Raw genomic sequence first — 12,240 nt, forward strand, 5'->3', positions numbered from 1 at the left:
CCAAGTTCCCCTTTTTCTGGCGCAAAAACAATGGATGTACCCGCGATCGCCTTGGACCGGTTCGTCAAGCTGCCGACAGCGGAGATTTGCCGGCCATCAGCAACCCGATCTCTTCCAGACGGCTGCGGTCGGGCGGAATTTCGCCGACGAGGCGGCCTTCATACATGACGAGGATGCGGTCTGAGAGCGTGAACAGTTCCTCGAGCTCCGTGGATATCAGCAGAATGGCCTTGCCAGCGCTGCGCTGCTCGAGAATCTTGTGCATCACCAGCTCGGTCGCGCCGATGTCGATGCCGCGCGTAAGCTGATTGATCAGCAGGAAATCGAACCGGCGGTCCAGCTCCCGCCCGACGACGAGCTTCTGCTGATTGCCGCCCGACAAATTCCGGATGCGGTCCCCCGGTCCCGACGCCTTGACCTTGAAGCGCCGCATGAGATCACGAGTCTGCTTCGTGATCTCGTTCAGGTCGAGCAATCCACGAGAGGAGAAGGGCGGCTTGTCGAACCGCTGAAGAATCAGGTTCTCCGTCAGTGGCAGCGGCAACACGATGCCCATCCTGTGGCGGTCCTCGGGGATATGCGCCATGGGCAATTGATTGATCTCGTGGGACGACAGGCCCGCCAGTTGGGTCCCGTCGAGCGTGACGCTGCCGGACGCCACCGGAAGGAGCCCCGTCAGGGCCAGCGCCAGCTCGCTCTGGCCATTGCCGGAGACGCCTGCGATCCCGACGATTTCATTGGCTCTGACCTCGAAAGATACGTCTCGCAGTGCCGGAAGCCCGGCTTCGCCGTCGCAGCTGAGATGCTCGACCGACAGCACGACACGACCGGGCTCGAGAGGTGCGCGCGGCAAATCCATCAGGACGTCTCTGCCGACCATCATGCGCGCCAGTTCGCGCGCGTTCGTCTCGGACGTTTTCACGGTACGTACCACCTTGGCATCGCGCATGACGCTGACGCGATCGCTGACGCGCATCACCTCGTCCAGCTTGTGCGAAATGAAGATGACCGTCTTACCGTCCGCGACGAGTTGGCGAAGCAGATGCAGCAGACGGTCCGTTTCCTGAGGCGTCAGGACCGCGGTCGGCTCGTCCAGGATCAACAGTTCGATGCCGTGGTAGAGCACCTTGAGTATCTCGACCCGCTGCTGTTCGCCAACCGACAGGCTGGAGACGAGCGCGTCGGGCGCGACGTCGAGACCGTAGCGGTCGCTGAGCTCCAGAATACGCGCATGGACCGCCTTCATGTCGCGGATCACCCTGAAAGGCGAGCCCTGGCCCAGCACGTAGTTTTCCGCGACCGTGAGGTTGGGGACCAGCATGAAGTGCTGGTGCACCATGCCGATACGATGATTGATCGCTTCGCGGGGAGAGCCCAGCTTGAGCGGCCGGCCCTTGAAGACGATCTGCCCTTCATTGGGTGAGAGAACGCCGCAAAGAATGCTCATCAGAACGGTCTTGCCGGCGCCGTTTTCGCCGAGCAGCGCGTGAATCTCGTTCTCCTCGACGTCGAGGGTCACGCCGGCGCTGACGATGAGCGGTCCGAAACGTTTATGGATGCCGTCCATCAAAAGCAGTTGTTTGCCCGTCATTTTTCCCCCTCAGCTTTTCTTGTAGGCGACGCCGAGCATGCTCGGTGTGTCGACCCGGTTTCGGACGAATATCAGCGCCGCGATCGTCATGACGTAGGGCAGAGCCTGGAAGAGCTGATAGGGGAGGAAGAGCACCGGCTGCGCCTGCAATTGCAGCTGCAGCGCATAGAACACCCCGAAGAGCAACGAGACGATGAAGGCGCCGATGGGCGACCATCTCGCAAAGACCACCACCGCAAGGGCGATGAAGCCGCGGCCTGAGGAAATGCCTTCGACGAACTGGTTGGAGTGGGCGAGCGTCAGAAAGGCGCCGCCGAGCGCCGCGAGCGCCGAGCAGATGAGCACCGCGCCGTAGCGGTAGAGAGCTACGCTGCGCCCCGAAACGTCGACAGCCCTGGGATGCTCGCCGACGGCGCGAAGCGTCAGGCCGAACGACGTCCTGTAGAGCACGAAGACGGCAAGCGCGGCCACCGGAAGCGTGCTGTAGACAAAGGCGTTCTGCCGGAAGAACGCTTCGCCGAAGAACGGCAGATCGCTCAGCCACGGCAGATTGATTGGTCTGGCGATCTCGATGCCCTTGCCGGCCGAGGAAAAATAGGCGCGGAACAGAAAAGCCGTCAGGCCGAGGCCGAGCAGGTTGATGGCAGCGCCCACCACGATCTGGTCCGCCTTGATCGTGATGGTGAAGAACGCAAACAACAGGCCGACGAGAACACCTGCCGCGATCGCCGCGGCGACTCCGAGCAGGATGCTTCCGCTGGTGAAGGCGGCGGCGAAACCGGCAAAGGCACCCGCCAGCATCACGCCTTCGAGGCCGATATTGAGGACGCCGGCGCGCTCGGAAAACACTTCGCCGATTGATGCGAACATCAGCGGCGCTGCCAGCCGCCATGAGGCTGCAATGGTCGCGGCGAGAAAGCTCAGGCTTGCTACATCTTCCATGGGTCCACCTATTCGGAAGGGCGCATCGACGGGATCCGCAACACGGCAAATCCCACGACCGAGAGAATGACGATGCCCTGGATCACGAGCACGAGAACCTGAGGCACCTGCGCCGTGATCTGCATGAGCTCGGAGCCGCTTCGCAGGATTGCAAACAGGAGGCCCGAGAAGACCGCTCCGATCGGATTGTTGTTTGCGAGAAGAGCGACGGCGATCCCTTCGAAGCCGTAGCCCGGAGAGATCGACTGAAAGAGCCGCCGGGTGACGCCGGCGATCTCGAAGGCACCTGCGAGCCCGGCCATGGTGCCGCTCAGGCAGATCGACAGCATGATGTTCCTGGGAACGCTGATCCCGGCATAGCGCGCGGCGTCCGGGCTGATGCCGACCACCCTCAGCGCATAGCCCCGGGTGCTGCGAAACAGGAAAACATACATCACGACGGCAAGCGCCAGGGCGACGAGGATGCCGATGTGGAGGCGGGTCGGCGGCAGGATGCGCGGCATCCACGCCTCCTGGACCAGCCGGGCGGATTGCGGATAGGCCGCAGCCGCATCCCGCAACGGGCCGGTCACGAGATAGCTCGTCATGATGATGGCGATGTAATTCAGCATGATCGTCGTCACGATCTCGCTCGCCCGGAAATAGACCTTCAGAAGTCCGGCGATCGCCGCCCATGCCGCACCGGCAAGAGCGCCTGCAAGCATGACCAGCGGCACATAGGCCCATGCGCTCAACCCGTCGAAGGAAACGCCTACGGCAGTTGCGGCGATGGCGCCGGCATAGAATTGCCCCTCGGCGCCGATGTTCCAGATGCTGCAGCGGAAGGCGGCGCAAAGGCCGACGCCGATCAGGATCAGGGGCGTCGCCTTCAGGAGAATTTCGGCGATCGAGCGGGTGTCCTGGAAGACGCCAAGTACCATCACGTCGATCACGGCGCGTGCTTCGTAGCCGTTGAAGGCAAGAAGCGCCGCCCCGCATGCGAGAGCCACAACGACAGCGGCGACCGGCTGGATGATCGTGCGTAAAGGACCGAGCAGGCCTCGCCAGAGGGCGCCATAGGCCTGGGGGACAACCGCCAGCGGCTGTCCGCTTTCACTGTTTGCCATGAGTTTGCTGCCTTCGGATTAGGAAAAGCCTGAAGCTTTCCATCGAACAATCGATCGAAGCGGTTATCGTGGCCGGATGGGGCGCATGCGAACGGCCGGGCCGGCCCGATCCTTCGGGCAGTGCCCCATCCTTCTTGTACCTGCGGGCGTTATTTCTGCCGGGTCTTGATTTCACCGGCTGCGATCTTGCCCTTCACCTCATCGACGTATTTGCGTACGTCCTCCGTCACCGGATTTGCAGCCTTCTCATTATAGGTGAAGCTCATGACGTCGGCATCTTTCAGGCCGAATTCGACATTGGTCGTCGGCATTTTGCCGTTCTTGATGTCCCCGACGATGCGGATGACGCCCCGGGCATAGTCGGCGACGTAAAGCCCGAGGATGTTCTTGGGAGCGACCGAGGTGTAGTCGCTGAAGATGCTGAACGTCTTGACGTCGGCACCGGATTCCGCGGCTGCCTGGAATCCCCCCACCGTCGCCCCTGAAGCATTCGGCAGCACGAAGTCGGCCCCTTGCGAAATCAGGCTGAGGCTTGCCTCCTTGGTCGCGGTCGCGTCGGTGAAGTTGCCGATATAGACTTCGCTGACGGGGAAGTCCGGCGCGACGCTTCGCACGCCGTTGGTGAAACCCTCGAAGGCCTCCTTTATCGGCGGGATCTCCATCCCTCCGACGAGACCCGCCTTCTTCCCCGTCTTGGCCGCGATCACGCCCATCAGGTAGAAAGGTTGGCTCGTATCCGTGTTGAGGCCGATGACATTTCCCTCGGATATGTAGCTCGAGGAAATGAGAAAGACCGTATCGGGATATTCCGGCGCGACCTCGAGAGCGGCATCCTGAAACTCGAAGCCGTGCCCGAGAATGACGTTGTAGCCCTGGCTGGCGAAGTCGCGGAAGGCCTTCTCGAAGGATGCAGGGTTCTGCTGCAGCTCGACATAGCTGACCTCGGCACCAAGTTCCTTCTCCACGCCCTTGAGCGCGTTGAAGCCTATCCTGTTCCATCCTTCTTCCGAAATGCTGCCGGGAACCAGCAGTCCCATCTTGAACGATGCGCCCCCGGCGAAAGCCGGCCCGGCGGCAATGAGCGCGGCCATTGCGACCGCCGACGCCAAACAGCCTCTTCTGGTAATCATCATGATGCTCCTCCCTTCCTCTCCTCATCATGCCCGTCCGACGGCGTGTTGCCGTTCAGGGGACATCTTCCAATGCGCGTATGGCCTCCATGGCAGGCGATGCGGGTGCTGCAACCGGCCGGCCTTTCGCGAGGACCTGCATGCAGTCGGGACCCCCGCTGACGAGCGCGCTGACATCCTCGCAATCGGTGACGACGAGGTCCGCCCAGGCGCCCTCGCGGATGCCGTAATCGGCGCCGAGATTCATCATGCGTGCCGGTATTGCGGTGATCATGTCATAGGCGGTGGCAAGCTCGTCGCCCCGCAGATGCCCGGCAAGCAGCGTCCAGCGCGCGATCTCGAGCATGTCGCCCGAGCCGGTCGGCACGAACGGATCCTGGATATTGTCGGATGCGGTCGCGATGGCGACCCCCGAACGGATCAGTTCGGCGACGCGCGTCAGACCGCGGGGCGGCAACATGTCGTGGCTGCGGCCCTGCAGGTAGAGATTCGCCGCAGGCAGTGTCACGACGGCGATGTCGAGATCGACCAACTGGTCGCGTATGCGCTCGAACTCCTTCCTCGGCAGCGCGCTCAGGACGGATGCGTGCCCGAGGAGGGTGCGACCCTGCAGGCCAAATCTCCGGACCCGCTCGAACACGGCGTCGAAAAGCGGCCGTTCGGGGTTCAGGTGTTCGTCAAGGTGCAGATCGACCGGCCGGCCATGCCGCTCGGCCGCGGCGAAGAGGATGTCGAGATACCGCATCGGGTCCTCCGCGACCGCCGGGGTGCCCCCGACCGCGTCGGCCTGTTCGACTGCGGCATCGATGTTCTTCTCCAGCCATTCGATATCCTGGTTGGGATGCGGCGTCATGAACGCGACGAGTTGCAGCGTCAGCCGGTCCGCCCATCCCGATCTCAGCCGTGCCAAGGCATTGATGCCGTTGAAGCCGGCATCCTTGTCGACATTGATGTGGCTGCGGATCGCCGTGGTGCCGCGGGCAAGGCAGCGTTCCATGGTTCGTGCCGCACGTCGCGTCACGTCTTCTTCCGGCGCCTGGCGGGCATATCTGGCGAATGCCTCCCGCGCTCCCTGCAAGGTTCCCGAGGGATTGGGCGTGAACTTGAGGACGCTAGTCTTGTCCAGATGCTGGTGGACGTCGACGAAGCCCGGCGAGACGAGCGCGCCGCAGAGATCGACGCCGATCACATCCGGGCCTGCTTCCAGGCGATGGCCGATGCTGGCGATGCGCCCGTCTTCCCCTATGAGGATATCGCGCTCAGCGCCTGCCGCGGCTTCACCGGCAATCCGGCAGCCACGCAGGAGAAGTGCACGGCGAGCGCCGCCATGACGGGTTCCGAGAACCGTATGCATCAGTGACTCCATTCCGTCTGGCCCATTCCGTCTGGCCCATTCGATCTGAATGGAGACTAAGAAGCGGCGATTATTGAGGCAATTTCATAGTAAATATATATTGTTTCGATTTGCTTATGAATTATCCGGCAGCGCCGCATCGCTCAGTGCAGCGTACGGCTTCGCAAGAAAAAAAAATAAGATAACGGCATGTAAGTCGCCATTATATCCCCCAAAAGTCAGTTGCAATCGGATAAAACAGGTTTTTCTCCGGAGCAGGAACCGATGAAATTCCGAAAGTGATTTCATTGAGCCACATTTATGCATGGTAAACCGGCGAAAATGGCGGGCAACCCGCAATGTATGCGCTGCAAATACGCCAACGTCATGGATATTAGCGCCGATGTGGCCGAATGATACATAGCGTTGACATCCGGTCATCCAAGTATAGATTGTTGACAATCTAATCTGGAGTGTTTCGAATGGCCGCGTCGCCCTTTCTCAGGAGTGCAAGATACCGTCCCCCGGCGGGGGCCGCGATGAGCGGGCCGGAGGCCGAGCAGCGTGTCGTCCAGGTCATCGTCGAGGCGATCATGCATCATCGGGTGGCCCCCGGCGCTAGGCTGATCGAGCGCGAGCTGGCCATCGCCTCCGGCGCCAACAGGTCGGCCATACGCAACGGGCTCATGCGCCTGGCGCATGCCGGGCTGGTGGAACTCAGTCCCAACAAGGGAGCGTCCATCGCCATGTGCTCGCCCGACGAAGCGCGGCAGATATTCGACGCGCGAATCGTGATCGAGACAGCGACGGTCGAGAAGCTCGCCGGCACGATCGGCGAGGCGGAGCGTGCGCACCTGCGGTCGTTCGTGGAGGACGAACGCAACGCCTATGAAGAGGGCCGCATGGAAGAAGCCCGGCATCTGTCCCGGCGGTTCCATATGCTTCTGGCGGAAATGGCCGGCAACGACGTGCTGACCGGGGTGATACGCGACCTCATCAACCGCCAGCCGCTGCTCTCCTGGTCAAGGCCGGACACCGAGCCGCGCTTCTGCGGCAATCACGCGCATTCCGAGATCGTCGAAGCGATAGCAAGCGGAGATGGCGAAAGGGCCGCCCGCCTCAACACGGAGCACCTGCGGGCCCTGGAACGTGAACTGGTGGCCGATCGAGCAGCGGCCATGCAGGCGTTTCGCTCCGTTCAGGCTAACGCCGGGTCCGGCGAAACCGCACGAGGGGAGGATGGCGACCCCGGTTTCGATTGAATCAGTGCGGCACGCGGCGGCGACCGCTGTTTTTTGGGAGGAGGAATGCATGAAACCGTTCGAATATTACGAGCCGGCAAGCCTGGCGGAGGCCAGCGATCTGCTGAGGCGGCTGGGCAAGGATGCCAGCATCATCGCGGGCGGCACCGATCTGCTGGTCGAGATGAAGGAGGAGCTTCGCAGCGTCCTTCACGTCGTCAACATCAAGAAGATCCAGAACCTGAGGGATTTTACCTATGATCCGGCCGCCGGGCTTCGCTTTGGCGCGCTGGTGACGGTCCGGGAGATAGAGACCTCGCCGCATGTCATCGGCAACTATCCGAACCTCGCCAAGGCGGTAAGCCTCCTCGGCTCGGTGCAGGTGCGCAACCGGGCGACCGTGGTCGGCAACATCTGTCGCGCCTCGCCCTCGGCGGATACGATCCCGCCCCTGATCGCCGACGGCGCCAGCCTGACCGTCTATAATGGAGGCACCGAGCGGACCGTTCTGCTCGAGGACTTCTTCACCGGTCCCGGCCGGACTGTTCTTTCGCCCGGAGATATCGTCACCGGCATATCCCTGCCGGTGCCCCGCCCAACGAGCGGCCGCGCCTACATCAAGCACGGCCGCCGCAAGGCGATGGAACTCGCGACCGTCGGCGTTGCCGTCAGCATCGAACACGCCGCCGGGCACTGCTCGGACATCCGCATCGCGCTCGGCGCCGTGGCGCCGACCGTGATCCGCGCCCGCAGGACCGAGGACCTTCTCAGGGGACGGACGATCGACGCGGCGCTGCTGGCCGAGGCTGCGGAAAGCGCAATGCAGGAAGCCACTCCCATCGGCAATGTGCGCGCAAGCGCGGCCTACCGCCGCGACATGGTCGGCGTGCTTACGCGCCGGGCGATCGGCTACGCCATGGGAGGTGCACAATGAACCGGCGCGTTTCGATGACGGTCAACGGCGAGGCCCGTGAACTCGCGGTTGCTCCCAACCGTACGCTGCTCGACGCGCTGCGCAACGAAGGCAGTCTCACCGGAACCAAGAAAGGCTGCGACGTCGGAGACTGCGGTGCCTGCACGGTCATCATGGACGGAAGGCCGGTCAATGCCTGTCTGGTGCTCGCCGTCGAGGCCGAAGGCGCGACGATCGAGACCATCGAAGGCCTGCAGCCGGCTTACGACCGGCCGCACCTGCTGCAACAGAAATTCATGGAGCACGGCGGTGCCCAGTGCGGCTTCTGCACGCCGGGCATCATCATGATGGCCAAGGCGCTGCTCGACGAAAACCCGGACCCGAGCGAGGACGAAATCCGCTTCGCTCTAGCCGGCAATATCTGCCGATGCACCGGCTACACCAAGATCATCGATGCTGTTCGGGCCACGGCCGAGGAACTGAGAAAGGCGGGGACGCTATGAACACCTATGAAAGGATCGACAGAGACCTGTCCGACCGGGACTTCACCGTCGTGGGCAAGAGCGTCAAGCGGTCCGATACGCTGGAGAAGGTCACGGGGACGGCCAGATATGCAGGCGACGTCGCCTTGCCCGGCATGCTGCATGCCAAGATGAAGCGCAGCAACATCGCGCATGCGCGCATCAGGAGCATTGACACGAGCAAGGCGCTGGCGCTCGAGGGAGTCAGGGCGGTGCTGACGCACCGGGACGTCCCGCGCGTCCTGCATGCGGGCTCGCCGCATCCGCGCTCGGCATCCGTTACCAAGGACCAGTACATTCTCGATGACAGGGTGCGATACTGGGGCGAGGGCGTCGCCGCCGTCGCTGCCGTCAGCGAGGAAATCGCCGAGCGCGCGGTCGCGCTCATCGAGGTCGAGTACGAGCCCTTGCCCGGCCTTTTCACCATCGAAGCCGCATCTGAGCCCGGCGCTCCGCCGATCCATGAGAACGGTCTCGACCGGAACCATGTGCTGCCGCCGGTCTTCGTCACCCGCGGCGACGTCGACAAGGGTTTCGCCGAGGCGGATCTTATCCTCGAGCGCGAATACGATCTCGGCCGCCCGACACCGGCCTATATGGAGCCCAATGTCTGTGTCAGCCAGTGGGACGGCAACGGCAAACTCACCATGTGGACCTCGACCCAGAGCGCATTCATGGTCCGCGGCACGCTTGCCGAAGTGCTCGGCGTACCGCTGAACAAGGTACGCGTTATCGTCGATCACATGGGCGGCGGCTTCGGCGCGAAGCAGGATCTTTTCCAGAACGAATTCCTCTGCGCCCTGCTTGCGCGGCAGACGGGGCGGCCGGTCAAGATGGAGTTCAGCCGCAAGGAAACCTTCCTCGGCGGCCGCTCGCGTCACCCCGGCAAGATATGGCTGAAGCAGGGCTTCACCAAAGACGGCCGGATCGTCGCACGCGAAGCCAGGATCACCTTCAACTCCGGCGCCTACGGCTCGCACGGTCCCGGCGTCACCAATGTCGGCACTGCAGCGCTGACCTCGCTCTACCGCTGCGAGAATGTGCGGCTGGAAGGCCGCTGCATCTATACCAATTCGCCGATTGCCGGCGCCTTTCGCGGCTACGGCGTCGTTCAGACATATTATGCGCTCGACCTCATGATGGACGAGGCGGCCGAGAAGCTCGGCTTCGATCCGGCCGAGTTCAAGCTGATGAACGCGGTACGCGAGGGCGACATGGCACCCTCCGGGCACCCGATCGTCGGACATGGCCTCGGGGATTGCATCCGCCGCGTCATGCAGGAGACGAACTGGCACGACTTGCGCATGCGAGAGAAGCCGGAAGGCGTCAGGCGCCGCGGGATCGGGATCGGCTGCGAAATGCATGGATCCAGTGCCTATCCGGGTATCAAGGAACAGGGCAACGCAATCGTGAAGATAAACGAGGACGGAACGGTGACGCTGATCACCGGCACCGCCGGCCTCGGCACCGGCGCGCATACGGCGTTGTCGCAGATCGTCGCCGAGGAACTCGGCGTGCCCTTCGAGGCCGTCTCGGTCGTCCAAGGGGATACCGATATCGTCCCCTGGGATATCGGCGCCTTCGCCAGCCACACGACCTATCTCGGCGGACGGGCGGCTCAGCTCGCAGCCGCCGACGTGCGCAGACAAGTGCTCGAACACGCCGCGCCCCTGCTCAAGGCCGAGCCCGAGGATCTCGCGATCCGGGACGGTTTCGTGGTCGTCACCAACGGCTCGAACCGCAGCATCCGGCTTTGCGAGGCCGTCGGGCCGCAACGGGGAATGCCGGCGGTGCAACTGGTCGGCGTAGGCACCTATATGCCGACCAAGTCCTACTCCTTCGCCGCCCATTTCGCCGAAGTCGAGGTGGATACCGAAACCGGCGAGGTCGCCGTTATCGAGGTCGTGCCGGTACACGAGATCGGCAGGGTCATCCATCCGATCGCCGCGGCCGGACAGATCGAGGGCGGCATTCAGCAGGGCATCGGCCACACCCTCAGCGAGGATTATGTCATCGACCTTACCGATGGCCGTTCCCTCAATCCGAGCTTCGTCGATTACAAGATGCCCTTGTCGATGGACATGCCGTCGATCCGCACCATCATCCTCGAAACGGCGCCGGATCCCGGCGGTCCCTACGGTGCCAAGGGCGTCGGGGAGGATCCGATCATCGCGATCGGACCGGCCATCGCCAACGCTATCTACGACGCCATCGGCGTCCGCTTCCACCACTACCCGATAACGCCGGAGCAAGTGTTGAACGCCCTCAAGTCCAAAGCCAACGAAACGAGGCAGTGATGCAGACCAACCACCTTCAGGACAGCAAAATTCCCGTCACCATCCTGACCGGCTTCCTCGGTGCCGGAAAGACAACGCTTTTGAACCACATATTGACGGAACGACACGGTCACCGCATCGCGGTGATCGAAAACGAATTCGGCGAGGTGGATGTGGACTCGGATCTCGTGCTCGCCTCCGAGGAAGAGATCTACCAGATGAAGAACGGCTGCATTTGCTGCTTCGTCGATGTGCGCAACGATTTGATAGAGGTGCTGCAGAAGCTGCTTGCCCGAAAGGACAAGTTCGACCACATCCTGGTCGAGACCAGCGGGCTTGCCGATCCGACCCCCGTCGCGACGGCTTTCTTCATCGATGATGAAATCGGCAAGCACGTAACACTGGACGGCATCGTGACGCTGGTCGATGCCAAGCACATAGGGCAGCATATCGACGATCCAGTCCTGGACGGACGCGACAACCAGGCCGTCGACCAGATCGTCGCCGCCGACCGCATCATCATCAACAAGATCGACCTCGTATCGGAAGGAGAGATCGCTCCGCTCGAGCGCGGCATGCGCAAGCTCAACCAGACGGCCGAAATCGTACGCTCGAGCTACGGCAAGGTGGAGCTGTCGAGCATTCTCGGCATTTCCGGCTTCGCGCCGTCCTACGTCGCCGAACGCGCAAAGCTGCTCGACCTCGATCACCATCACCACCACGATCATCACCACCATAACCATCATCTGCATGACGCGACGGTCAGCTCGGAATCCTTCGTCTTCGACCGGCCTTTCGACCAGCGCCGCCTGACGGACTATCTCTCGGGCCTGCTTCGGGAGGAAGGCGACGACATCTTCCGGACCAAAGGCATCATAGCGATTGCCGGCGATCCTCGTTTCTTCGTGCTGCAGGCGGTGCACAAGCTGATGGACTTCCGTCCGGACCATGTCTGGGGGAAGGACATGCCTTACACGAAGCTGGTCTTCATCGGCCGCAACCTCGACCGGGCGGCGCTGGAAAAAGGGCTGGAGCTTTGCCTTGCCTCGGCGGGCAGTACGGATAATTGATCCGGGGGAATGACGCCAATCCGCCGAGGCCGGGAGGCTTCGGCGGATTTGTCATGTTTGAGCGGGAACAGCGGATCCCACTTGCCGCAGCCGGCCGGAAAGGCGAGGGCAGAAGGG

At 62.7% G+C, this 12,240-nt stretch carries 10 protein-coding genes; 5 read left to right on the forward strand and 5 right to left on the reverse strand.

The window, feature by feature from the left end:
• Positions 1 to 64 precede the first annotated feature (64 nt).
• The 5 genes from AC6CIG_RS03890 to AC6CIG_RS03910 all read right to left on the reverse strand — a co-directional run bounded on the left by AC6CIG_RS03890 (position 65) and on the right by AC6CIG_RS03910 (position 6,123).
• The gene (locus AC6CIG_RS03890; protein WP_498322378.1) at positions 65 to 1,591 is read right to left on the reverse strand and encodes an ABC transporter ATP-binding protein; all 1,527 of its coding nucleotides are present in this window, start codon (positions 1,589 to 1,591) and stop codon (positions 65 to 67) included.
• Positions 1,592 to 1,600: 9 nt separating this feature from the next.
• A complete protein-coding gene (locus AC6CIG_RS03895; protein WP_102763827.1) occupies positions 1,601 to 2,533 on the reverse strand; it encodes an ABC transporter permease in 933 nt (310 codons plus the stop codon).
• Between the two features lie 8 nt (positions 2,534 to 2,541).
• Positions 2,542 to 3,639, reverse strand: coding sequence for an ABC transporter permease (locus AC6CIG_RS03900; protein ID WP_498322379.1), 1,098 nt, complete (start codon positions 3,637 to 3,639; stop codon positions 2,542 to 2,544).
• Positions 3,640 to 3,788: 149 nt separating this feature from the next.
• Positions 3,789 to 4,772 (reverse strand): BMP family protein, encoded by a 984-nt coding sequence (locus tag AC6CIG_RS03905; protein WP_437407424.1) that lies wholly within the window; start codon positions 4,770 to 4,772, stop codon positions 3,789 to 3,791.
• A 52-nt stretch (positions 4,773 to 4,824) separates the two neighbouring features.
• Positions 4,825 to 6,123, reverse strand: coding sequence for an amidohydrolase family protein (locus AC6CIG_RS03910; protein ID WP_498322381.1), 1,299 nt, complete (start codon positions 6,121 to 6,123; stop codon positions 4,825 to 4,827).
• Positions 6,124 to 6,584: 461 nt separating this feature from the next.
• Between AC6CIG_RS03910 and AC6CIG_RS03915 the strand changes: the two genes are divergently transcribed.
• The 5 genes from AC6CIG_RS03915 to AC6CIG_RS03935 are packed head-to-tail and all read left to right on the forward strand — an operon-like array spanning position 6,585 to position 12,123.
• Complete coding sequence (locus AC6CIG_RS03915; RefSeq protein ID WP_498322382.1) at positions 6,585 to 7,364, forward strand: GntR family transcriptional regulator; 780 nt, start codon at positions 6,585 to 6,587, stop codon at positions 7,362 to 7,364.
• Between the two features lie 49 nt (positions 7,365 to 7,413).
• Positions 7,414 to 8,277 carry an FAD binding domain-containing protein gene (locus AC6CIG_RS03920; protein WP_498322383.1) on the forward strand — a complete coding sequence of 288 codons (864 nt, stop codon included), beginning with the start codon at positions 7,414 to 7,416 and terminating at the stop codon, positions 8,275 to 8,277.
• A complete protein-coding gene (locus AC6CIG_RS03925) occupies positions 8,274 to 8,759 on the forward strand; it encodes a (2Fe-2S)-binding protein (RefSeq protein ID WP_498322385.1) in 486 nt (161 codons plus the stop codon). Before AC6CIG_RS03920 ends, AC6CIG_RS03925 begins: the two co-directional genes overlap by 4 nt.
• Positions 8,756 to 11,074 (forward strand): xanthine dehydrogenase family protein molybdopterin-binding subunit, encoded by a 2,319-nt coding sequence (locus tag AC6CIG_RS03930; protein ID WP_498322387.1) that lies wholly within the window; start codon positions 8,756 to 8,758, stop codon positions 11,072 to 11,074. The genes AC6CIG_RS03925 and AC6CIG_RS03930 overlap by 4 nt, the downstream gene beginning before the upstream one ends.
• Entirely contained in the window at positions 11,074 to 12,123 is a 1,050-nt protein-coding gene (locus tag AC6CIG_RS03935) for a CobW family GTP-binding protein (protein ID WP_127708450.1), read from the forward strand. The genes AC6CIG_RS03930 and AC6CIG_RS03935 overlap by 1 nt, the downstream gene beginning before the upstream one ends.
• The last annotated feature ends 117 nt before the right edge of the window (positions 12,124 to 12,240 follow it).

This window comes from Sinorhizobium sp. GQ132 (assembly GCF_059758575.1).

Coding starts and splice junctions, on each gene's coding strand:
- AC6CIG_RS03890 (WP_498322378.1), bottom strand. CDS start 1,591: ATGACGGGCAAACAACTGCTTTTGATGGACGGCATCCATAAACGTTTC.
- AC6CIG_RS03895 (WP_102763827.1), bottom strand. CDS start 2,533: ATGGAAGATGTAGCAAGCCTGAGCTTTCTCGCCGCGACCATTGCAGCC.
- AC6CIG_RS03900 (WP_498322379.1), bottom strand. CDS start 3,639: ATGGCAAACAGTGAAAGCGGACAGCCGCTGGCGGTTGTCCCCCAGGCC.
- AC6CIG_RS03905 (WP_437407424.1), bottom strand. CDS start 4,772: ATGATGATTACCAGAAGAGGCTGTTTGGCGTCGGCGGTCGCAATGGCC.
- AC6CIG_RS03910 (WP_498322381.1), bottom strand. CDS start 6,123: ATGCATACGGTTCTCGGAACCCGTCATGGCGGCGCTCGCCGTGCACTT.
- AC6CIG_RS03915 (WP_498322382.1), top strand. CDS start 6,585: ATGGCCGCGTCGCCCTTTCTCAGGAGTGCAAGATACCGTCCCCCGGCG.
- AC6CIG_RS03920 (WP_498322383.1), top strand. CDS start 7,414: ATGAAACCGTTCGAATATTACGAGCCGGCAAGCCTGGCGGAGGCCAGC.
- AC6CIG_RS03925 (WP_498322385.1), top strand. CDS start 8,274: ATGAACCGGCGCGTTTCGATGACGGTCAACGGCGAGGCCCGTGAACTC.
- AC6CIG_RS03930 (WP_498322387.1), top strand. CDS start 8,756: ATGAACACCTATGAAAGGATCGACAGAGACCTGTCCGACCGGGACTTC.
- AC6CIG_RS03935 (WP_127708450.1), top strand. CDS start 11,074: ATGCAGACCAACCACCTTCAGGACAGCAAAATTCCCGTCACCATCCTG.